The organism is Pseudomonas sp. FBCC-B545, from assembly GCF_059134095.1.
This window is the reverse complement of record NZ_CP101441.1, coordinates 4,160,731-4,181,629: the sequence shown is the minus strand read 5'-3', so window position 1 is coordinate 4,181,629 and position 20,899 is coordinate 4,160,731. Positions and strand designations below refer to the sequence as shown.

The window sequence follows — 20,899 nt, the reverse complement described above, 5'->3', positions numbered from 1 at the left end:
GTCGTTCTCCATGCCCGGCGCTACCACACCAGTATCTGCAAACTCGGCTTCACCACGGGGCGAATACCGTTGTCGTCACTCAGGGTCTGTCGGGCTCCGGTCAGCGGGTCCAGCAGTTCTGCGCGTTTAATCCCGGGCAGGCTGATGCTGCTGCCTTCGGCACTCCAGTACATCAGCAGGTGCTTGCCGTCAGGCCGAGTCCAGGCCACGCTGTAGAAGCTGTCCGGTATATCCTTGAGCTGCGGCGTGACGCCGGGTTGAAGAGTGGGGCCGGTGATCTCGAGGAAGCGGGCGAGGGCGGTGTACACCGGCTTCGGCTCGCCGTTGAGGTCCAGCAGGCCGTAATGCTGGTCTCGCGGCGAGGCACGCTCGTCGAGGTCGGAGAGGGCGAACAGGAAAATCTTCTGGTAGTCCTGGGACGCCATCAAGGCCAGGCGGCGCAAGGTGTAGTCGGCTTGCCCGTCGATACCGATCAGGTCCTGCATTTCCTTGGGGCCGGCATAGCTGGACCAGCCCCACTCAGTGGCCCACACCTGCTTGATCCCGGCGCCATGCAGCATTGCATTGAGTTGATCGCCGCGCAGCAGCACTTCGTTCTTGCCCGGCTCATCGGTTTCTGGGGTCATCGAATAGGGGTGATAGGCCGCGACCATGCCCAGGCTTTGCACCCCCAGCGCGCCGAGCGCTTCAAACATCAGGGTTTTGCCACGGGGAGGCATCTGGCTGTAGTACGCCATGCCACCCATGACCTGCAGTTTGCCGGGCGCGGCAATATTCAAGGCCTGGTGACTGGCCAATAACAATTGCCCGTACTCCTTGGCGTCGACTTTGGGGCGCCAGTTGTTCGGCAGGTTCTGTTCGTTCCACACTTGCCAGGCATCAATATTCGGGTAGCGTTTGGCCAGTAGCGCCAGACGCGCTGCGTAGATGCCGGCGTCCCGTGGCCGATACTGGTCCTGGAACGGCGCGCCCTTGGGGGCGGTGGTGATAAAGGGCGCCGAACCCACCAGGTAAAATACCGAGCGGATTTTTTCGGCAGTCAGGGTGCGCTCCAGTTCATCGAAAGTGCTGAGCTGATAACCCTCTTCCTTGGGCTCCAGGCGATCCCAGTGCAGGTCGACCCGCACCCATTGCAATCCCAGCTTCTTATATTGGTTGATCTGCTTGCGGTACTGCTCGGGCTTGAACCACAGAAAGTGCGCATTTATGCCGAGAAAATCCTTCCATGCCACGCTGCGCTCCGGGGCCAGATTCACCGGTTGTGCATCGACTTTTTCACTCGACAGCAGGGCGCCCCCGACGGCGATTGCCAACACCAGCGGCAGATAACGCCACATCGGGCGAACGGATGAAATCTTCATCGCAACGGCTCCTCACAAGCATCCCGAAAGAGTTCGGCAAAACGTTGGGCCGTGTTGGCCCACTGGCGTTGGCGACCGATTTCCCCAGCCTGGGCGGCCCATTGCCGGGCCTGTTGCGGGTCTAGGATCAAGCGGTTCAATGCGTTGCTCAAGGAATCGATATCGCCCTGCTGATAGGTGATGCCATTGCCGCCGGCCACTTCTTCGGCAAAGGCACGGGCGTTTGAGGTGATCACCCCGCGCCCGCAGGCATTGGCCCACGACAACGCGCCGCTGGTGCCACGCATCTGCCCCAGGAAGCTGAGTTTTTTCGATTCGCGGTAAGGCAATACCATCACGTGGTGCGCCTGGATCGTAGAAGGGATCTGGGTCGATGGCAGGTCCAGTTGCCAATCCACCACATCCTCCAGGTGCAGCGCGCTGATCTGTTGGCGCAGGCCATCAAGGTAGTTACCGGCCGGGTCAAAAGTCATTTCCGGGGCGGTGCCGCCGGCCAGGGTCAGGCGTATTTGGCCTCGGCACTGGGGGTGGGCGGCCAGTGACTGGGCCAGGGCCTGGAGCAGGTCCTCAATGCCCTTGCCGCGATAGATAAAGCCGAAATACAGCAGACGCAACGGCGCAAGCGGCGCCAATGCCTGGGGCGCAATGGGCAGGTTGCCGTGGGCGATAACCGCCACTTGCTCCGGACGCAGGCCCATGCGTTCGCGCAGGCAGTCGCCGCCCAGGCGGGTGAGGGTGATCAGGCGGCGCATGCCTTTGGCCAGGCGCCGTTCTTCGCGCAAGGTCAGCGGGTCGGCCAGCAGTGCCGCCGCCTGGGGCAGCGGGTGGGGCAGGCGTTCGAGCAGGGTCAAGGGGAAAAACAGCTTGGCCCTGCGCCAGATCAGACGCTCCGGATCATGCACCGTGGCGGTCAAAGGCAGGTGCGGTTGCGCCCGGCGCAGATAGTCCAGCGCCTGGAACTCACCGAAGCGCCCACCCCCCAGCTCGGCATGGACCAGGTCCACGCCGGTCCAGTCAAAGGCCTGCAGGCGCCGCAATTGTTCAGGCAGGTTCTGGCAGCCCGCGAGAGGGGTCACCACCTCAAGGCCCAGTTCGATCAACGCGCTACGCAAGTGTGCGGCGTAATCGGCGATCCCGGTCTGCTCCGGTGGCAGCGGTGCCAGCAGCGCGATACGCATCAGGCCGCACCGCGCCAGCTGTTGATTCGTGCCAGGACCTTGGCCGGCACTTCAAAGCGGCGGCGGTTGAGGATCATGCCGTCCACTTTGCCGAACGCGGTGGTCAGCAGCGACACAGCATTTTCGATGGTCGGCACTGTGCTGGTGCGAGCTTCGATCACCAGTACGATCTGGTCGGCGCGGCGCAGGATCAGGAAGGCCTGGGGGTTGGACGACAAGGCCGAGGCATCCAGCAACAGCACTTCACCCGGCGTGGGCGCGTTTGCCCCATTGACCGAGACGCGGTGGCCACGCTCCTCCAACAGACGCTTGAGCTGCTCGACGATAAACGTCACGCCCTCGCCATGCCGCGCCGAGGTCAGGCCCAGGGCAAAGCCTTCACTGGCGATGCGCTCCAGGGGCAGCAGGCTGTAGAGGCGATAGAGGCTGGCGGTGACGGCTGCCGGCGTTGCGTCCTGCACATCGGGGATGCTGCTCCACAGCGGCACATGAAACATCTCCTGCAACCGGGTGCCGTCGTGGATGCGTTGGTCCAGCAGGTACAGCACATAGATGGTCAACAAGCCCACGGCCACGCCGGCGGGAATGGCGAACAACAGAATCAGCAGGCTCTTGGGAAACACGCGTGACGGGTTGAGGGTGGCGTGTTCGATCAGGGCGATGTTGCTGATCTGGCTGTTGTCCAGTTCGTGGTCGATTCGCGCCTGTTCAAGATTGTCCGAGTACAAGGCGTAGCTTTTTTCGGCGGCGCGCAGTTGTTGGCTCAGCTTGTTGAGTTCCGGCTCATCGGTCATCGCCTTGTCACGCTGGTCGCGCAGCTCGGCGAGGGTCTTGTCGTAGTTCTCGATTTCGCCGGCCAGTTTGCGCTCTTGCAATTGGGCGTCGATCACTTGCTGCTTGATGTTGATCACCAGGCTGTTGGGCGCGGTGTTTTGCGAGCGCTCCAGGCGTGTGGCTTCCTGGGCGCTGAGGGCTTCCATGTCGCGGATGTTCTGCTCGATCTGATTGACCTGCGGCGTGCCCGGCAGGTAGGTGCGCAGCAGGCGTGCTCGCTCCACTTGCAGCGCATTGAGCTGGCGCTTGAGGTCCAGTTGGGTGGGGTTGAGGCTGGTTTCGCGCATCGTCACTACGTCCGCCGGCTGGCTCTTGATCTGCTGGCTGGCGTTGGCCAGGAGGCTGCGGATCCCCGAGATCTGGTTTTGCGCGCTGACCTTGGCGTCGGTGACGCGGTCGATCTGGCTGGTCAGGTTCTTGAGGCGCGCATCGACACTGATCGAATCGATCTGCTTCAGACGGCCTTGCAGTTGGTCCTTCAGGCTTTGGATATTTTCCGCCACCTTGGCGCGCTCGGTTTCATAGAAGGTATGCAGGCTTTTGCGCCCGAGGATCCGCGCACGTTCCTCAAGGTAGGCATTGACCCATTCCTCGACGATTTTTTGCGCCACCGCCGGGTCGTCCCAGGTGAAGGAAATCTCGATCACCGAAGAGCCCGGCTCGTGACCGGCTTTGAAGTTCTTCTCCAACGAGGTCGCCAGGCGTTCAAGCGGGCTTTGTTTCTCGGCAAGGCCTACGAACTGCAGCACGCTGCGCACGCCATTGATGACTTCGCCAACGCCTTTTTTGACGTAGAACTTGGTGACCTTCCAGAAGCCTTGTGGCGGTTCGGAGGTCATCGCCATATAGCGCTCGGCAACGATATGCACGATAGGCCGGCCGGTGAGCATTTTTTCTTCGTCGACAATCGGGTCGTGCTGGGTGCTCGGGGCAATCAGCGTCTGGCGGTTGGCGGCTTCGATCGGCAACGTGGTGTTGTCCCGCCCTGGCTTGACCAGCAAGCGCGCGTCGGACTCGTAGCGAGCCGGCAGCAGGAAGGCACCCAGCACCGCGACGACAATCGTGGTGATCACTGCCAGTTTGAATTCGCGGCGGTAGATGAAAAACAGCCGCAGCAGGTCGCGAAGAGAGCGGATTTCGATCACAGGATTACTCCATTGAAAATTGTTTAACGCTGAATGCGAAGATTGCAGTCAACTCAATCTGGTAACGATCAAGGAGTTGTGCCTGAGGGAAAGATATTTATAGGGCCATTAGTCGTGTTCCCGCTGTTTTTCACGCCGCTGTCATTGAGGTCATAATTCAAACCAATACCAATCCCCTTGTTGATCGGAAACAGCCGTGTGAAGTACATATCCACAGCCTCCACCGTCGCGCCGATGCCCGACTGCGGCACAAAGATCAAGTCGCCGCGCTGCAACGCCACCCGCGGGTGATTGGCGTTGGTCAACATGCTTTCCAGGCTGATGAAATACGTCCTGTACTTGCCATCCGGGCCGGTGCGCATCAAGGCCACGTTAGAGGCATCCGCCGAGGGCAATACACCACCGGAACTGAGCAGCGCCTGCTCGACGCTGACGTTGCCGGCCAGGTCGAAAAACGCCGGGTTGGGCACCGCACCGCCGATAAACACCTTGTTGCTCGGTGCGCTGGCGATGTTTACCGTCACCGCCGGTTCACGGTAGATACGCTTGTACTTCTCGGTGATTTCCTTGCCCAGGTCTTCGGGCGTGCGCAAGGCGGCCTTGACCCGGCCAATATTGGGTACCGAGATCACGCCGTCGGGGCGCACCACGAACACCGTCATGTCATCGGCTGCCGCCGGTTCCTGGGCATCGCGCACGATCCGCAGCGAGTCGCCGCTCTGGATCAGCACCTGCGGCGGCGGCAGGTCGGCCAGGGTCAGTGCCGCTTGATGGCCGGCCTTGAGCGTATCGTTGTCAGGAAGCGGCACCCGCGCGGGGGTCGAACAACCCGCCAGCCAGATTGAGGCGCTCAAGAGGCTGAACAGGGTAAGACGGGAACGTCGGTTGATAGTCTTCATGACGGCTCAAGTCCAGTAGGTGGAAAACATGCCCAGGCGCCGTTTAAGCGAGTTGGGCAAGTAGCGTTCAAGGTGGCCGAGGCGATAACCCAGCAATTTAAAGGCACTGCGCACCACCACTTCGGGCGCGCGGTGCAGCGCATTGGCCTCGCGCAATGCGCGCAGTTCGGCCAGTACATAACGTTTGCCTTCACCGCCGGCGTCGCCAAACGCCTGGCGAATCCACGGCTCGCGGCCGTAGAACACACCGATATCGAAGTAGCGGCGAAACTCTTCCAGCAAGCGGTAATCGTGGGAGTGATACACCTGCGCGCTGGCGGCGTAGCGCACCTGGTGGCCGGCCAGCAACATGCGTGCGGCGACGTAGGCGTCTTCGCTGCCGATCACATCCTGGGGGAAGCCGCCCACCGCCTGCAGCGCGCTGCGCCGGTACACCGAAAACGAGTCGGAGCTGAAGCAGGTCTTGATCCCGAGGTGTGTTGCATCGGCCAGGCTTTTGCTGCGGCTGGTCGCTGGGTAATTGAAGTGCCGCGACTGGGCTCCCAACACACCTGCACCGGGGTGCGGCAGTTGGCGGCCATAGGCCACGCCATTGAGCGGTTCCAGTTGCAGTTCGGCGATCAGGTTGGCGAAGGTCTCGGCGGTGGCGGGGATTGCGTCCTGGGTCATGACGATCAACGCGTCGCCACCCACCTGCTCGCTGGCCCAGCGCCGGGTGCCGCCGTGATTGAAATCACCGGCATCGATCACTTCCACGCGCGCGCCGAATTCGCGCAAGCGCGCCACGGTGTCATCGCTGGAGGCGCTGTCGACCACCAGCATCTCGTCCGGTTGCAAGGTCTGCATGCGCAGGGCAGGCAGCAAGCGGTCCAGATGGCTGGCCGCATTGCGGGTGGGGATGATCAGGGAGGTACGCATCAGGGTTTCACTTCAACCGGCGCACGGCCGTAGATGTCGTCATAGCGCACGATGTCGTCTTCACCCAGGTACTCACCGCTCTGTACCTCGATCATCACCAGGTCGATGATGCCGGGGTTGGTCAGGCGGTGTTTGTGCCCGGCAGGAATGTAGGTGGACTCGTTCATGTTGAGCAGGATTTCCCGCTCGCCATTGGTGATCATCGCTGCGCCGCTGACCACCACCCAATGCTCGCTGCGGTGATGGTGCATTTGCAGGGACAGCGAGCCTTTGGGCTTGACCACGATGCGCTTGATCTTGAACCGCGTGCTTTCTTCCAGCACCGTGTAGGTGCCCCAGGGGCGGGTGACGGTGCGATGCAGGCTGAACGCCGGGTGATTCTGGCGCTTGAGTTCGGCGACGATATACCGCACATCCTGGCTGCGGTGGGCGTCAGCGATCAGCAGTGCGTCCGGGGTGTCGACGATGATCAGGTCGCGCACGCCCACTGCACCGAGTACGCGCTTGGGCGAATCGATATAGCAGTTATGCACGTCGTGCAGGACCGCCTCGCCATTGATCTGGTTGCCATTGTCGTCACTGGGCGTGAGTTCGCGCAGGGCTTCCCAGGAGCCGATATCGCTCCAGCCAATGTTGCAGGGCACTACCGCGACCTGAGCGGATTTTTCCATCAGGGCCACGTCGATGGAGATATCCGGTGCGGTGCCAAAACCTTCCGGGCTCAGTTCGCGCTGGCGACTGCTGCTGTTTTGCAGGCTCTGGCTGTGCTCCAGTGCGGCCTTGGCTGCGTCCAGGACCTGCGGTGCGTGGCGGGTCAATTCGTCCAGCACAGTGCCAGCCTTGAAGCAGAACATTCCGGCATTCCACAGGTGCCTGCCGCCGTCCAGGTAGCCTTGGGCGGTGGCCTGGTCGGGTTTTTCGACAAAGCGCTGGACCTGGAACCCAACACCCAGCGGCGCCCCTTGTTCTATATAGCCAAAGCCGGTTTCCGCACGGTCAGGCTGGATACCAAAGGTCACCAAATAACCGGCCTCGGCCAGTGCGCGGGCTTTTTCCACTGCTTGGGCAAAAGCGCTTTCATCGAGGATCAGGTGGTCGGCGGGCATCACCAGCAGCTGCGCGTCAGCGCCGAAATGTTCCTGCACATGCAACGCGGCCACGGCGATGGCGGCGGCGGTGTTACGGCCAAAGGGCTCCAACAGCAAGTCGAGGGCCAGTCGCTGTGTGTTCACCGCGCGGTAGTCGTCAAGGGTGCGAAACAGCAGGTCGCGGTTGGTTACCGTCAGGATGCTGTCCACCCCCGGCAAGTGACTGGCGCGCAGGAAGGTCTTCTGCAACAGGCTCTGGTCGTCACGCATGCGCATGAAGGGCTTGGGCATGTTCTGCCGCGAAACCGGCCACAGCCGCGTGCCCGAACCACCGGAGATGATGCAGGGAATCAAGCCGTTAAGTGGGTTCATCAATAGACTTCCTTGGTGGAAAGAACGGCAGGAATCGTCATGAAAACGATGTACAGATCCAGCCACACCGACCATTTGGCGATGTATTCCAGGTCGTATTCGACCCGCTTCTGGATCTTGAACAGGGTGTCGGTTTCGCCGCGGTAGCCGTTAATCTGCGCCCAGCCGGTGATGCCCGGCTTGACCCGATGGCGCGAGCTGTATTCGCTGACCGCTTGCTCGAACGGAATCCCGGCGGCCTTGGTGGCCGTGGCATGGGGCCGTGGGCCGACCATCGACATATTGCCCAGCAGCACGTTGAACAGTTGTGGCAGCTCATCGATGCTGGTCTTGCGAATGATCCGGCCTACCCGGGTAATGCGCGGGTCCAGGCGCGTAGTCTGGTTCTCGGCGTTGAGGTCGGTCTGCTCGACATACATCGAGCGGAACTTGAACACGCGGATCAGGTTGTCGTTGTAGCCAAAGCGCTTCTGGCGAAACAGCACCGGACCCTTGGAATCGAGTTTGATCGCGATAGCGGTCACCAGCATCAGCGGTGACAGCAGCAGCAGGCCCACGCTGGCCAGAAGCAGGTCTTCGCAACGCTTGATAAAGGGCGACCAGCCGCGCAGTGGCAACTGCGACGTGTTGAACATCAGGATGCCGCCCACATCGGTGATGCGGTTATGGCCATAGCGCAAGGCGGCCATGTCCGGCACCAGCATGACGTTCACCGACATCTGCCGCAGGCGCTTGACCAAGCCATTGATGCGCTGTTCGGCGGCCCAGGGCAGGGTGATCATCACCTGATTGACCTGTTCGCCGCGGATCAGCTTTTCCAGGTCGCGGGTATTACCCAACAACGGCAGGCGGCTCAATTCCTTGGGGATGCGCTCGGTACGGTCGTCGATAAAACCGATCAGGCCGGAACGGATATCACTATTGCGCGACAGGTGTTCGGCCACGTGGACCGCCGTCTCGGTAAAACCCAGGATCACCGTGCGCTGCAAGAACTTGCCGTTCTTCATCAAATGGCGGTAGAGGCGCAGCATCAATATCCGCTCCACGCCGAACAGCACCAGGCTCATGGAAAACCACGCCACCAGGTTGCGCGGGCTCAACTGCGGGAACAGGAGCAGGATCTGGTACATGAACAAGAGGATGCAAAACGCCGAGACCCAGGCCACCAGCATCACGCGAAAACGCAGGCGGTTGCTGAACAGATCCTCGGAGTACACCCCAAGGGCCTGGAACAGGATGATGGTCAGGAGCGCAAAGAACACCAGCAGGCCGAGGTAGTGATTGCGCATGTGCTCGGCGACTGGGTCCGGGTAGAACAACAAGATGATCGCTGGCAAGACTGAAGTCAGGCCGTGGATCAGTTTTACGAAAACAACGAAAAACTCAACAAAACCGGGACGAGTCAAAAACAGGCTATCGACCGACGACTTAGCGCGCATAAATCAGATCCTCAATACACCACCAGAACGTTCCTGTTCGTTTGCTCATCCATAAGGCAGGTGTGCTTTACAAGTGGTGCAAATCGAACGACTGCTGTCGCTGGGTAATACGTAATGCCTGTTCGAGCGCAGGAATTTACGAAATGCTGGCTAAATAGTGGCTCTCTTGAGGTCGCGTGTCAATCATTTGGCTTATTAGGCCGGCGCCGTCAATGGGTTTCATAACATCGCTATGATATGACGGTTTGTTGACATTCTGCGCGAGGTGTCAGAAAAATCGAGAATCAATGATGGCTTTTTGGAGTGTAGGAACAAACCTGGGGATTTTCCCGGCGGTGAGGAAAAAGCTTTTGGGATGCGGGAGGGGATGGCGCGGCGTGGAGCCAGAGCCGGCTTGCCGGCCCTGGAGAAGGGATTTGTAACGCTTAGAAGTTGCCTTTGAGGCTCAGCGTCAGGTTGCGCGGCTCTCCGTAGAGATTGCCCCAACCGGCTGTGCCTACGGTCTGGTAGTAGTTTTTATCAAACAGGTTGTTGCCGTTGAGCGCCACGGTCCAGGTGTCGTCTACCTGATACGCCAGGCGCGCATTCCACAACGCATATCCGGCTTGTTCAAGCTTGATGGTTTGCAGCCGGTAGTTGCTGCTTTGGGCGTTAACCCCTGCACCGACTGTCCATTTCGACAGCGCACCGTCCAACTGATAGTCGCCCCACAACCTGAGCATATGCCGTGGCACGTAGGTGTTGGATACCGCGCCTTCGGCTGTGCTATCGATGTTCTTCAGGTTCTTGGTCTGCGTGTAGGTATAGCCGCCGAACACTTGCAGGCGTTCGAGCAATTCACCACTGAGCTCGGCCTCCACCCCTTGGGCGCGAACTTTGCCTGTGTCGGTGTAGCAGTAGCCGTCGGAGGAGCTGCCGCAACGGGTCTCGAAGTCGGTTTGGGCGGCATTCTTTTCGATTGCGCGGAACACTGCCAGGGAACTGTTCAAGCGCCCGTCAAACCACTCACCCTTGATGCCAAGCTCGTAGTTCTCGCCCATTTTTGGCTTGAGGGCCGAACCGCTGACCGTGGCGTAGGAGCTTTGTGGCTGGAAAATATCGGCGTAGCTGGCGTACACCGAGAGGTTGTCATTGAGGTCATAGATCAACGCGCCAAACGGCGTTACCACGCCGGTTTCCTTGGTGCGTGCGTCTTGATCGGCCCACTCGCCCCACGCCAGGTTCAGGGACTTGCGGCGGTTTTCGTACCAACTGACGCGACTACCGAGAATCAGCATCAGGGGCTCGGCCAGGCGCAGGCGCAAGGTGGCGTAGGCGCCGTATTGCGTGGCGGTCTCGTTGACCGTGCCGCCTCGGTACATGTTGGGCCAGAAGGTGTCGTCGGCAGGTTCCGGGAAGTGATGATCGGGGTTGAAAACACTTTGGCGCTGGGGCAGGTTGCGGATCGCGTAGACATCGTCCTGGGTACCGCGACTGCCGTTGGCGCCGAGGATCAATTCATGTTGCAGGCCAAACGCCTCGAATTGACCGTCGATATAGGCATCCAGGCCGTAGTCTTTGTGATCGTAGTCCAGCAGTGCGGCGTAGCTGGTGAGGGTGGGCGCCGGGTTGCCATAGTCCACGGTGCTTTCACTGGCGGCATATTTGATATCTTGCAGGTTGCGGCTATGCACGGCGCTGACTTTGAGCTTCCAGGCGTCATTGAAGTGATGGGTCACATCGGCGAACAGCGTGGTGCGCTGGCTTTGCCAGTCGTTCCAGGCCTGGCCCAGGCAGGTGGAGCGGCTCAGACCGAGGCTTTTGCCGTCGCGGTAGCGCGGCAGGCCGCTCCAGCACGGCGTGGCGTCGACATCCTCATGGCTGGCACCGAAGCCCAGGGTGGTGTCGGGTGTGACATCCATGTCCAGGGCGGCGTAAAACGCTTGGTCCTGGCGCTTGGCAAGGTCCATGTAGGAACCACGATTCTGTTGGCTGACCGCCGCGCGGCCACGCACCGTGCCGCTGTCGTTCAACGGGCCGCCGGTGTCGAGTTCGGCGTGGTAGTTATCCCAGGTGCCCGCCGACAGCCCGAGGCTGGTGGTGGGGGTGGCCTGGGGCCGCTTGCGCACGAAGTTCACCGCACCACTGGCGGTGCCGGCGCCCTTGAGCATGCCGGCGGCCCCCTTGAGCACTTCCACCCGGTCATAAATCGCCATGTTTGCGCTGAAACTGTCGGCCTGTATGTAATCCTTTCCGATGTCCAGCGGCACGCCATCGAACTGGTACTGGCCGAGCATCTTGAAGCCCCGGGAGTAGAAATATTTGCCGCCCATGGGCGATTCGTAGCTGGTGATGCCTGGCGTGCGCTCCAGCAATTGGTCGATGGTGGTGATGTTCTGGTCGTCCATCAGCTTGCGGGTCATCACGCTCACCGATTGCGGGGTGTGTCGCAGGCTGTGTTCACCCTTGCCGATGGTCACCGCACCGGTGGTGTAGGAGCCGCTGCCTTCGGTGGTGGCGCCCAGGCGATCGCCGGTGATGGTGGTGGCGCCCAGGTTCAGCGCCGAACCGTCCTGCTGCTGAGGCAACAACAACCAAGCGTTCTGGCCCTGGCTTTGAGCCTGCAACCCCTGGCCCTGAAGCAACCGGCTCAGGGCCGATTGTGGGTCCAGGGTGCCGTTCAGCCCCGGGCTGTTTTTGCCGGCCACGCTGCCCGCGTCATATGACAGGCTGATACCGGCCTGCCGCGCAAATTGATCAAGGGCGCCGGCCAGAGGGCCAGGGGCAATATTCCAGGCGCGGGCCGGGCGCTCGTTGCCGGGCCCTTGAGCACTTGCGGTATAGGGCAGGGCGCTGGCCGCCACGCTCGCGCCGAGGAGGAGGGCGTTGACGGCGTGTCTGAGAGGTGAACGTTTGGAGGGGAACGCTTGCATGACCGCGGGATGCTCCTGAGGGAAGTGAATAAAACCGGCCTGTTGATCGGCCTTTCCTTACAGGTCGAGCGGCAATGAGAATTCACCTCATTTATTTTCAGTCGGTTAAACCCGAGCGGAGACGGTCACCCAGTAACGGCTGCGGTAGGTCACAGCGACCGGCAACGATTGGGCCACCAGTTTCAGTACCTGGTCGGTGTCATCCAATTGGTAAGTGCCCGAGACCCGCAGCCCGGCCACCGCTTCGCCGCAACGCACCAGCCCATTGCGGTAACGGCCCAGTTCGGCGAGGAAATCATCCAGGCGCATGTTGTGGGCGCTGATCACGCCGTCACTCCAGGCCCATGGGTCGAGGCCATTGGAGGGGGATGGGTGGATGCCGCTACGGTTGAACAGCACCTGTTCGCCGGGCTTGATCACTTGGCGTGCAGTGATGTCATGGCTGTCGGAAAATACCGCCACCGTGCCCTGTTGCACGGCCAGCAGCGTGCCTGCTGGCTCTTCGCGCACCAGCAAGCGCGTGCCGAGGGCGCGCAGGTAACCGTCGCGGGTGTGCACCCAGAAGGGGCGCTGGTCGCCACCGGTATTGATCAGCACTTCTCCCTGACGCAGGTCCACCAGCCGCCGCTCGGCGTTTAACGCGGTATCGATGGCGCTTGCGCTGTTGAGCTGGACTTTGCTGCCATCGCCCAATGCCACCCAGCGCCGCTCGCCGGTGGCGGTACGGTAGTCGGCCAGCAGGGCGGGCAGCGGTGTGTAGTCGCGGCCCAGCCAGGCCAAGCCAGCGGCGCCGGCACACAGCCCCAGCACCTTCAAGCCTTCACGACGACTGATGCGTTGGCGCGCGCCATCCAGTGCATGGCGACTGACATGCGCCGGCAGTTGCTTGAAATCGTCATCCATGGCCGCCACCTGCTGCCAGGCCCGCTGATGTGCTGCGCTGCGCTGCAACCACTGCTCAAAGGCCGCGGTGCTGGCGTCGTCGGCGACGTTGAAACGCAGCTTGATCATCCACTGGATGGCCTGGTCCACCAGGCGCGGGTCAGAGTTCGGCATAGCGCAGCCGATAACAAGCGTGCAGTGCCTTGGACAGGTCACGTTCCACCGTGGCCCTGGATACGCCCAGGCGCAGGGCGATTTGCGGGCAGGTCAGGCCGTCCAGTTGCGCCAACAGGAACGCCTCGCGCACCCGCGGCTTGAGCTGGTCAAGCAAACGGTCGATGCGCTCCAGGCTGTCGAGGATCAGCAAGCGGGTTTCTTCGCTCGGCACCTCGACTTGGGGGAAGTGCGCCAGGCTTTCCAGGTAGGCGCGTTCCAGCTCGCGACGCCGGTATTGGTCGATCATCAAGCTGCGCGCAATGCTGCTTAAATAGGCCCGCGGCTGCTGCAAGGTCTGGTGCTTGCGTGCGTTGAGCAGGCGCACGAAGGTTTCCTGCGCCAGGTCTGCGGCGTGTTCACGGCAGCCGGTGCGCCGGCTCAACCAGCCGCGCAGCCAGGAATGGTGGGCCTGGTAAAGCTGGCCGATGGCGGCAGGGTCCAGAGGGTGATCGCTCGACATGGTCATCCCGGCGCAGCAAACTTAATTGATAATGTTTCGCATTCTAGACGTTGATCGTGGCATTCAGCAATCATCTGGTTTTCTGCGCAAGCAATGTATCCAGCACAATTTTTTGTGTGCGCTGTACACGCCGATTAATCTGGGCTTTTCCCGGCGGACGGTTCACCCATGATCAGCCTCGTCACTCTTGCGGTTTTTTCCGGCGCTGTTTTGCTGTTGCTGCTGTCACCGGGGCCAAATATGGCGTTTGTGATCAGCCATGGTGTGACCCATGGCTGGCGCGGAGGCTGTGCGTCGGCCCTGGGCATCGCTGTGGCAGACCTGTTGCTGACGGCGTTGACCGTCATGGGAGTGACGGCGTTGGTCGCCAGTTGGCCGCCAGCGTTTGACTTGATTCGTTACGCCGGTGTGATCTACCTGCTATGGCTGGTGTTCAAGACCTTGCAGCAGCGCCCCGGCGCGGACACTGCGCACGTCGACCGCGTGGCCCTGGGCCGGGTATTTCTACAGGCCATGCTCAACAGTTTGCTCAACCCCAAGGCGCTGTTGTTTTTCATGGTGTTCCTGCCGCAGTTTGTGCAACCGGAGGCTGGGCCCATCGCCGTTCAATTAATGGTGCTGGGTGGCGTGCTGACGCTGATTGCAGGCGTGTTTCACGCGCTGCTGGGGATGTTTGGCGGTGCGCTCAGTCGCTTCTTTGCCAAGCGTTCAAAAAGCGCCTGGCTGCAGAAGTGGGGTTTGGCGGCAGTGTTGATGGCGCTGGCCGTGCGCTTGGCGGTGATGTCACGTCCTGCCTGAAGACACGCACGAGGCCAAGCAAGTTTCTTTGTGGCGAGGGAGCTTGCTCCCGCAACTGCCTGGCAGCCTAAGCTTATCTAGCTGACACTCCACGATCCAACTGTGGGAGGGGGCTTGTCGGGTCGCCGCATCGCTGCGATGACGGCCTGTCAGCCGACGTCTCTCTACCTGATGCCCCGCGATCCAAATGTGGGAGGGGGCTTGCCCCCGATGGCGGCCTGACAGCCGACCAGAATGTTGGATCAGACCGAGTACATATCCGTTATTTGGGCAACGGCCACTTAGGGTTCCGCTTTTACAGCGGGTCACTTTTGAAAAGCGCAAAAGTAACCAAAACGCTCTTGCCCCACCACTCGGCACCTCGCTTAGGCTCGGTGTGCCCGTAATCCGCCATGGATTTGGGGGGCCGCCGCCACGCGCCCTCCATGGCGCGGGGCGGCTAAACCGGCATCCCTGCCGGTTTACCCCCCAAATCCCTGTCGAATTCCGGCCAGCGTGGTTTAACGGGGCGCCTGAGATCAAAAGCAGAGCAAGAGCAGAGCGGCTCGCTTCGCATCGTGGTTACTATCGGCTACGACCGGACAGCCGCGCCGAAAGAATCAAAAGAAGTTTCGTACAGCGGCCTAAGACTCACCTTACGTCTAAGCGCTGAAACCGGCTTTTTCCCACAACCCTTTAAGGTTGCTGCTAGGAACAGTCATCACTAGTCTTCCCCAGTCGCTGCCAATTCAGCGACCGGACGTGAGAAATCCGAACTACTCCAGTAGTCCATTACTCTCAGGAACTACACCATGATCAAAGACAGCCCCAATCTTCCTTCAGATTAAACCTGCTCTTCACCCTCCATCCCAACCTCGACACCGAAACCCTGCTGGTCAATGCCTCCCAGGATCTGGAATCCATCAATGCCATGGCGGCGCACCTGGCCTTTGAGGTTGATGGTTCGCAACGCAGTGTGGTGCTGGGGATCTGCCGGATGGTGGAGGGCGTTCAGTTGCTGGTTGATCGGGTCGTAGAGGGAGGCGGCGAGACGCGAGCGCAGTAACGGCGATGCCCGTCAGTTAAGGAGCAGCGCTGTACTGTGGTGAGGGAGCTTGCTCCCTCGCCACGGATGAACATTCAACCCAACCGCGCAGCCGCTCGGGCCACGATCTCCCCACGCACTCTGCGCGACTCTACCGTGCGCTTGTTGGCTTCCTCCAGCACATGCCTGGGCGCAGTCTCCGGGCGGCCTGAGTCAAACGGCGGGGCCGGCGCATATTCGATCTGCAATTGCACCAATTGCGCCGCCGCTTCGCTATACAACTCGGCCGCCAGGGTCAACGCAAAGTCGATTCCCGCCGTGATCCCTCCGCCCGTAAACAGGTTGCCGTCACGCACCACACGTTCCTGCACGGGGATGGCGCCGAGCGGCGCGAGCAGGTCGTGGTAAGCCCAGTGGGTGGTGGCCTTGCGACCGCGCAGCAAACCCGCCGCCCCCAATACCAGCGAGCCGGTGCATACCGAGGTTATGTAACGTGCGGTCTGCGCCTGTGTGTTCAGGAAGTCCAGGGTGGGCGGGTCTTCCATCAACGGGCCCACGCCTGCACCGCCGGGCACACACAACACATCCAGGGCCGGACAGTCGGCATAGGTCATGGTCGGCGTGAATATCAGGCCGGTACTTGAGGTGATCGGCGCCAGGTCTTTCCACACCAGGTGCAGCTTCACGTCGGGTAGTGAACCAAGCACGTCATAGGGGCCGGTAAGGTCCAGTTGCTGGATACCGGGGAATAACAGAAAACCGATGTGCAAAGTCATTAATCAAGCTCCGATAAAGGGGTGGACGACCTCACTGTAGAAGCCTAGGCTTTGGCGCATACGCCATTGAGCCCACTAATCACGCCAATCATGCCCAGAATCATTCATGTACTCGCCTTTGAGAATGTCCAGGTGCTCGATGTGACCGGACCCCTCCAGGTGTTCGCGTCCGCCAATGACCTGGCACGCCAGCGTGGCTTGCCGTTGCCCTACGCGGTGAGTGTGATCGCCGCCCAGGCTGACCCGGTAGTGACCTCTGCCGGCCTGGCGCTGCTGGCCGAACCGCTGCCCGCCAACGACTCGCCTTGCGACACCCTGGTGATCGCCGGTGGCTGGGGCGTATACGGCGCAGCCGAAGACCCGGCGCTGGTGCAATGGGTGCGGGAAAAAGCCCGGCACACGCGGCGCATGGCTTCGGTGTGCACCGGAGCTTTTCTGTTGGCCGCCAGTGGCTTGCTCGACGGCTGTCGGGTGGCCACGCACTGGACGCGCTGTGAAGAACTGGCGCGCAAGTTTCCCGCGCTGACGGTGGAGGCCAATCCGATTTTCATCCAGCAAGGCGCAGTGTGGACGTCGGCTGGTGTGACCGCCGGGATCGACCTGTGCCTGGCCCTGTTGGAAGAGGACCTGGGGCGCGCCTTTGCCCTGGAAGTAGCGCGTCACCTGGTGGTGTTCCTCAAGCGCCCCGGCGGGCAGGCGCAATTCAGCGTGACGCTGGCCCTGCAAAAGAGCGACAGCCGCTTTGCCGAATTGCACGCCTGGATCGCCGAGCACCTGACACTGGATCTGAACATCGCCACCCTGGCGGGGCAGGCCGGCATGAGTGAGCGTAGTTTTGTGCGTCACTACCGAGCTGAAACCGGCCAAACCCCGGCGCGCGCTGTTGAACTGATCCGTATCGAAAGCGCACGCCGACAGTTGGCAGACAGCACCACCTCAATCAAACGCATTGCCCTGCAATGCGGCTTTGGCTGTGAAGAGACATTGCGCCGCAGCTTCCTGCGCGCCCTGTCGGTGACGCCCCAGGCTTATCGGGAGCGTTTTTCAGCGCTGCAGTAATTCCAGCAAGGCATCCAGCGTGACCTTGGGCGCTTCCTGGAAAACATTATGGCCCACGCCAGGCAACACGTGCCTTCGATAAAAACCGCTGAAGCGCTCCACATCCTCATCTTCTTGAGAGGGCGGGCCCACGCCATCGTCGGCACCGCACAATGAAATGCTCGGCACCGAGATCGCCGGTTGCGGCACCAATGCCTGCTCGATGAATTCCAGCGCGGGGTCACCCGGTGCATACATGAATCGATGGCGATAGGAGTGAATCACCACCGCGACAAAATCCGGGTTATCAAACGATGGCGCGGTATTGCCGTACAGGCTTGGCCCTTCAAGCCAGGTCGGTGACCAGAGCCGCCATAACAACTCGCAAAGCTCACGGCGGTTAGCGGTTAGACCGTCGACCCCGCGCTGGGTATGAAAGTAATACTGGTACCACAAACGATGCTCAGTTTCCGCAGCCCGAGGCGCGATTGACTTGGCGATGTCCTGGATGTTGTAGCCATCGCCGGTCACCAGCCCGCGCACCCGTTGCGGCCACAGCGCCGCGACAATACACGCGGCGCGCCCACCCCAGTCAAACCCTGCGAGAGTAGCCTGGGGTATTGCCAGGGCATCCATAAAATCCAGCAGGTCCTTGGCCAGCGCCGCCTGTTGGCCGGAGCGCATCACTTGATCATTGATAAATCGCGTCGGGCCATAACCGCGCAGATACGGCACCAACACCCGATAACCACGCTCGGCCAGCGTTGGCGCGATCTCATCGTAGCCGCGTGGGTCGTAGGGGAAGCCATGCAGCAGGATCACCGGCTCACCTGCGACGGGGCCATGGGTCTCGTAAGCTACATCCAACACGGAGGTGCGCACATAGAGCAATGGGGCGGGGGCATTCAGGGTTGCCATACGGTCTTCTCCCCGCTGAGCTTGCGGTCCAGGAACGTCGCCGCACTGATCAACGCCAAATGGCTTAAGGCCTGGGGCGTATTGCCCAGGTGCCGGGCCTGGCTGTCGAACTCTTCGGCGTATAACCCCAGCGGGTTGGCGTAACGCAGCAACTGTTCAAATTCCAGATGGGCTTTTTCCACTTGGCCGGCGCGGGCCAGGCATTCGACGTACCAGAACGAGCAGGCGGCAAACGCGCCCTCGGTGCCTTGCAGCCCATCGATCTGGCTGTCGTCGTTGCGATAACGGTAGACCATGCCGTCGCGCACCAGGCTTTTCTGGATCGCTTCCAGTGTCGACAGCCAGCGCGGGTCGGTCGCCGCTACAAAGCGCACCAGCGGCATCAACAGCATCGAACCGTCCAGCGCAGTGCTGCCGATATGCTGCACAAAATGCCCGCGCTCCTCGTTCCAGAAGTTGCTCCAGATGTCGGCGTAGATCGCCTGACGCGTCTGATCCCAGCGGGCGAACGGTGCCGGCAGTGAACGTTTGGACGCCAGGCGTATGGCGCGATCCACGGCCACCCAACACATCAGGCGCGAATGCAGGAAGTGGTGCTGCTCGCCGCGCATTTCCCAGATGCCCACGTCCTTGCGGTTCCAGATCTCACACACTTGGTCGACCACTTCCACCGTGTGTTTCCAGCCTTCGTGGGAGATGGCTTCGCCGTACTTGTTGACCAGGTACACCGCGTCCATCAGTTCGCCATAGATATCCAGCTGGATCTGGTCAAACGCTTCATTGCCCACGCGCACCGGTTGGGCGCCGCCGTGGCCGCTCAGATGGTCAAGTGTGGTTTCCGGCAGTTCCTGGCGACCGTCGATGCCGTAGAGGATGTTGATCTTGGTCGGCTGCCCGCAGCAGTCGCTGACCCGGCCTTTGAGCCAACGCATATAGGCATTGGCCTCTTCGACAAAACCCAGGCGCATGAACGCGTAGACGGTGAACGAGGCGTCGCGCACCCAGGTGTAGCGGTAATCCCAATTGCGTTCGCCGCCGGGGGTTTCCGGCAGGCCGAAGGTAGCGGCGGCGATGATTGCGCCGTGCTTGCGCGACGTCAAAAGCTTCAACGCCAAGGCCGAGCGGTTGACCATTTCGCGCCAGCGCCCACGGTAATTGGACTGGGAGATCCAGCCGCGCCAGAACTTAAGGGTGCGCTCCAGGTATAGGTCGGTGCAGTCATTGACCACCCGAGGATCGTCCTGGCCGCCGAGCACGAATTCGGCGCCTTCGTCCTGGGCCAGGGTGAAACTGGTGACGGCTGCATGGTCTTCGAGGGTCAGCGGGTGGCTGCCTACCAGGCGCAGGCCGGGCTGGCCGTCGGCGCTGAACAGCACACCGCTATTGCTGGCTGTGGCGTGAGTCTTGGCACGCGCGTAGTCGTGGCGCACGGCGCAGCGCAGGTGCAGGGTGGCTTGGCCGCTGACCACCCGTACCCGGCGAATCAGCAAAGGCAGCTCGTCGACCTCTTCGCTGACCGCCAGCAGGTCGGTGACTTCTACCACCGCCGCGTCGCTGAGCCAGCGGGTTTGCAGCACGTTGGTGTCGGGCAGGTAGATCTGTTCGCGGCGGGCGTTGGGCAAGTCCGGGGTGAGCTGGAACGTGCCGGCATCGGGCGTGTCGAGCAGCGCGCAGAAGATCGATGGGCTGTCGAATTCGGGCCAACAGAAAAAGTCGATACTGCCCCGGTCGTTCACCAGCGCCGCGCTGCGCATATCGCCGATGATGCCGTGGGCATCGATGGCGCTTTGGGGTTCTGTCTTCAAATCAACCATTGCCACGGAACTCCGGATAAAGGCTCATGCCGCCATCAATGAACAGGGTGCTGCCGACGACATAATCAGACGCATCGCTGGCCAGCCAAACCACCGCATTGGCCACGTCCTCCACATCACCCACGCGGCCGTAAGGAATCAATTTGAGCAATTCTTTTTCTGCCGCACCTTCTGTGGCCGCACGGTTGATTGCCGTACGAATAGCGCCGGGCGCAATACCATTGATGCGGATACGTTGCTCGCTGACTTCCTGGGCGAGGGTGCGCATCAGCATCTCCACACCGCCCTTGGACGCCGCATAATTCACATGCCCGGCCCAGGGGATGAGTTGATGCACCGAGCTCATATGGATGATTTTACCGGCGGCGCGGGACACGCCTTCGCGAATACCCTGACGATTGAAAATACGCACGGCCGCACGGGCACAAAGGAATTGCCCGGTGAGGTTGACGCTGATCACGGTGTTCCAGTCCTCAAGGGTCATATCGACCAGATTGGCGTCTTTTTGCAAGCCGGAGTTGGCCACCAGGATATCCAGGTGGCCGAAGGCGTCGAGCGTCTGGGCGAACAGGCGTTCGACGTCTGCTTCCTTGGACACATCGCCACCGATGGCAAGCGCCTGGCCACCGGCGGCATTGATCTGCGCGGCGAGGGCCTCGGCCGGTGCCGCCTGGGAATTGTAGTTGAGCACCACCGCCGCACCCGCTGCGGCCAGGGCTTTGGCGGCACCGGCGCCAATGCCGGAGCTGGCGCCGGTGACCAGGGCCACTTGTTGCTGCAAGGAAATCTGCATCGCCCACCCACTGTGATTATGAGAGTCCTTTCAG

Annotated in this window: 17 protein-coding genes; 3 read left to right on the top strand and 14 right to left on the bottom strand. The window is 61.3% G+C overall.

The window, feature by feature from the left end; all coding sequences use genetic code 11:
• Window positions 1-20 precede the first annotated feature (20 nt).
• The 10 genes from NMB39_RS19280 to NMB39_RS19235 form a co-directional block, all read right to left on the bottom strand.
• A complete protein-coding gene (locus NMB39_RS19280; protein WP_494340216.1) occupies window positions 21-1,361 on the bottom strand; it encodes a glycoside hydrolase 5 family protein in 1,341 nt (446 codons plus the stop codon).
• Window positions 1,358-2,539 (bottom strand): glycosyltransferase, encoded by a 1,182-nt coding sequence (locus tag NMB39_RS19275; RefSeq protein WP_494340217.1) that lies wholly within the window; start codon window positions 2,537-2,539, stop codon window positions 1,358-1,360. The genes NMB39_RS19280 and NMB39_RS19275 overlap by 4 nt, the downstream gene beginning before the upstream one ends.
• On the bottom strand, window positions 2,539-4,518 hold the full coding sequence (locus NMB39_RS19270) for a GumC family protein (RefSeq protein ID WP_494340218.1): 1,980 nt from the start codon (window positions 4,516-4,518) through the stop codon (window positions 2,539-2,541). Before NMB39_RS19270 ends, NMB39_RS19275 begins: the two co-directional genes overlap by 1 nt.
• A 68-nt stretch (window positions 4,519-4,586) precedes the next feature.
• Window positions 4,587-5,417, bottom strand: a complete 831-nt coding sequence (locus NMB39_RS19265; protein WP_494340219.1) for a polysaccharide biosynthesis/export family protein — start codon at window positions 5,415-5,417, stop codon at window positions 4,587-4,589.
• A 6-nt stretch (window positions 5,418-5,423) separates the two neighbouring features.
• On the bottom strand, window positions 5,424-6,335 hold the full coding sequence (locus tag NMB39_RS19260) for a glycosyltransferase family 2 protein (protein WP_057024240.1): 912 nt from the start codon (window positions 6,333-6,335) through the stop codon (window positions 5,424-5,426).
• The gene (locus NMB39_RS19255; RefSeq protein ID WP_057024239.1) at window positions 6,335-7,795 is read right to left on the bottom strand and encodes a mannose-1-phosphate guanylyltransferase/mannose-6-phosphate isomerase; all 1,461 of its coding nucleotides are present in this window, start codon (window positions 7,793-7,795) and stop codon (window positions 6,335-6,337) included. Before NMB39_RS19255 ends, NMB39_RS19260 begins: the two co-directional genes overlap by 1 nt.
• Window positions 7,795-9,234 carry an undecaprenyl-phosphate glucose phosphotransferase gene (locus tag NMB39_RS19250; RefSeq protein WP_057024238.1) on the bottom strand — a complete coding sequence of 480 codons (1,440 nt, stop codon included), beginning with the start codon at window positions 9,232-9,234 and terminating at the stop codon, window positions 7,795-7,797. The genes NMB39_RS19255 and NMB39_RS19250 overlap by 1 nt, the downstream gene beginning before the upstream one ends.
• A 425-nt stretch (window positions 9,235-9,659) precedes the next feature.
• Window positions 9,660-12,146 carry a TonB-dependent siderophore receptor gene (locus NMB39_RS19245; RefSeq protein ID WP_494340220.1) on the bottom strand — a complete coding sequence of 829 codons (2,487 nt, stop codon included), beginning with the start codon at window positions 12,144-12,146 and terminating at the stop codon, window positions 9,660-9,662.
• 105 nt (window positions 12,147-12,251) lie between these two features.
• Window positions 12,252-13,202, bottom strand: a complete 951-nt coding sequence (locus NMB39_RS19240; protein WP_057024236.1) for a FecR domain-containing protein — start codon at window positions 13,200-13,202, stop codon at window positions 12,252-12,254.
• Complete coding sequence (locus NMB39_RS19235) at window positions 13,189-13,704, bottom strand: sigma-70 family RNA polymerase sigma factor (RefSeq protein ID WP_046072525.1); 516 nt, start codon at window positions 13,702-13,704, stop codon at window positions 13,189-13,191. The genes NMB39_RS19240 and NMB39_RS19235 overlap by 14 nt, the downstream gene beginning before the upstream one ends.
• 168 nt (window positions 13,705-13,872) lie before the next feature.
• On the opposite strand from NMB39_RS19235, the gene NMB39_RS19230 reads away from it, so the two are divergent.
• Together NMB39_RS19230 and NMB39_RS19225 are read left to right on the top strand one after the other, a co-directional pair.
• On the top strand, window positions 13,873-14,502 hold the full coding sequence (locus NMB39_RS19230) for a LysE family translocator (RefSeq protein WP_494340221.1): 630 nt from the start codon (window positions 13,873-13,875) through the stop codon (window positions 14,500-14,502).
• Between the two features lie 748 nt (window positions 14,503-15,250).
• A complete protein-coding gene (locus NMB39_RS19225) occupies window positions 15,251-15,547 on the top strand; it encodes a DUF6124 family protein (RefSeq protein ID WP_494343370.1) in 297 nt (98 codons plus the stop codon).
• Between the two features lie 74 nt (window positions 15,548-15,621).
• Here NMB39_RS19225 and inhA read toward each other — a convergent pair whose 3' ends face one another.
• The gene (gene inhA, locus NMB39_RS19220; protein ID WP_057024234.1) at window positions 15,622-16,302 is read right to left on the bottom strand and encodes an isonitrile hydratase; all 681 of its coding nucleotides are present in this window, start codon (window positions 16,300-16,302) and stop codon (window positions 15,622-15,624) included.
• Between the two features lie 90 nt (window positions 16,303-16,392).
• Between inhA and NMB39_RS19215 the strand changes: the two genes are divergently transcribed.
• The gene (locus NMB39_RS19215) at window positions 16,393-17,361 is read left to right on the top strand and encodes a GlxA family transcriptional regulator (RefSeq protein ID WP_494340222.1); all 969 of its coding nucleotides are present in this window, start codon (window positions 16,393-16,395) and stop codon (window positions 17,359-17,361) included.
• Here NMB39_RS19215 and NMB39_RS19210 read toward each other — a convergent pair.
• From NMB39_RS19210 to NMB39_RS19200, 3 genes are read right to left on the bottom strand one after another with little or no spacing between them, the layout of a single operon-like run.
• Window positions 17,347-18,258, bottom strand: coding sequence for an alpha/beta fold hydrolase (locus tag NMB39_RS19210; RefSeq protein ID WP_057024232.1), 912 nt, complete (start codon window positions 18,256-18,258; stop codon window positions 17,347-17,349). The two genes, NMB39_RS19215 and NMB39_RS19210, sit on opposite strands and share 15 nt — an antisense overlap.
• The gene (locus tag NMB39_RS19205; protein ID WP_057024231.1) at window positions 18,246-20,072 is read right to left on the bottom strand and encodes a glycoside hydrolase family 15 protein; all 1,827 of its coding nucleotides are present in this window, start codon (window positions 20,070-20,072) and stop codon (window positions 18,246-18,248) included. Before NMB39_RS19205 ends, NMB39_RS19210 begins: the two co-directional genes overlap by 13 nt.
• Window positions 20,065-20,865 (bottom strand): glucose 1-dehydrogenase, encoded by an 801-nt coding sequence (locus tag NMB39_RS19200; RefSeq protein WP_057024230.1) that lies wholly within the window; start codon window positions 20,863-20,865, stop codon window positions 20,065-20,067. Before NMB39_RS19200 ends, NMB39_RS19205 begins: the two co-directional genes overlap by 8 nt.
• Window positions 20,866-20,899 lie beyond the last annotated feature (34 nt).

What these genes read in the sequence shown, in the direction of transcription:
- NMB39_RS19250 (WP_057024238.1), bottom strand. Translation starts at nt 9,234, where the DNA reads ATGCGCGCTAAGTCGTCGGTCGATAGCCTGTTTTTGACTCGTCCCGGT.
- NMB39_RS19275 (WP_494340217.1), bottom strand. Translation starts at nt 2,539, where the DNA reads ATGCGTATCGCGCTGCTGGCACCGCTGCCACCGGAGCAGACCGGGATC.
- NMB39_RS19205 (WP_057024231.1), bottom strand. Translation starts at nt 20,072, where the DNA reads ATGGTTGATTTGAAGACAGAACCCCAAAGCGCCATCGATGCCCACGGC.
- inhA (WP_057024234.1), bottom strand. Translation starts at nt 16,302, where the DNA reads ATGACTTTGCACATCGGTTTTCTGTTATTCCCCGGTATCCAGCAACTG.
- NMB39_RS19235 (WP_046072525.1), bottom strand. Translation starts at nt 13,704, where the DNA reads ATGTCGAGCGATCACCCTCTGGACCCTGCCGCCATCGGCCAGCTTTAC.
- NMB39_RS19230 (WP_494340221.1), top strand. Translation starts at nt 13,873, where the DNA reads ATGATCAGCCTCGTCACTCTTGCGGTTTTTTCCGGCGCTGTTTTGCTG.
- NMB39_RS19200 (WP_057024230.1), bottom strand. Translation starts at nt 20,865, where the DNA reads ATGCAGATTTCCTTGCAGCAACAAGTGGCCCTGGTCACCGGCGCCAGC.
- NMB39_RS19260 (WP_057024240.1), bottom strand. Translation starts at nt 6,335, where the DNA reads ATGCGTACCTCCCTGATCATCCCCACCCGCAATGCGGCCAGCCATCTG.
- NMB39_RS19245 (WP_494340220.1), bottom strand. Translation starts at nt 12,146, where the DNA reads ATGCAAGCGTTCCCCTCCAAACGTTCACCTCTCAGACACGCCGTCAAC.
- NMB39_RS19215 (WP_494340222.1), top strand. Translation starts at nt 16,393, where the DNA reads ATGCCCAGAATCATTCATGTACTCGCCTTTGAGAATGTCCAGGTGCTC.
- NMB39_RS19265 (WP_494340219.1), bottom strand. Translation starts at nt 5,417, where the DNA reads ATGAAGACTATCAACCGACGTTCCCGTCTTACCCTGTTCAGCCTCTTG.
- NMB39_RS19255 (WP_057024239.1), bottom strand. Translation starts at nt 7,795, where the DNA reads ATGAACCCACTTAACGGCTTGATTCCCTGCATCATCTCCGGTGGTTCG.
- NMB39_RS19210 (WP_057024232.1), bottom strand. Translation starts at nt 18,258, where the DNA reads ATGGCAACCCTGAATGCCCCCGCCCCATTGCTCTATGTGCGCACCTCC.
- NMB39_RS19240 (WP_057024236.1), bottom strand. Translation starts at nt 13,202, where the DNA reads ATGCCGAACTCTGACCCGCGCCTGGTGGACCAGGCCATCCAGTGGATG.
- NMB39_RS19280 (WP_494340216.1), bottom strand. Translation starts at nt 1,361, where the DNA reads ATGAAGATTTCATCCGTTCGCCCGATGTGGCGTTATCTGCCGCTGGTG.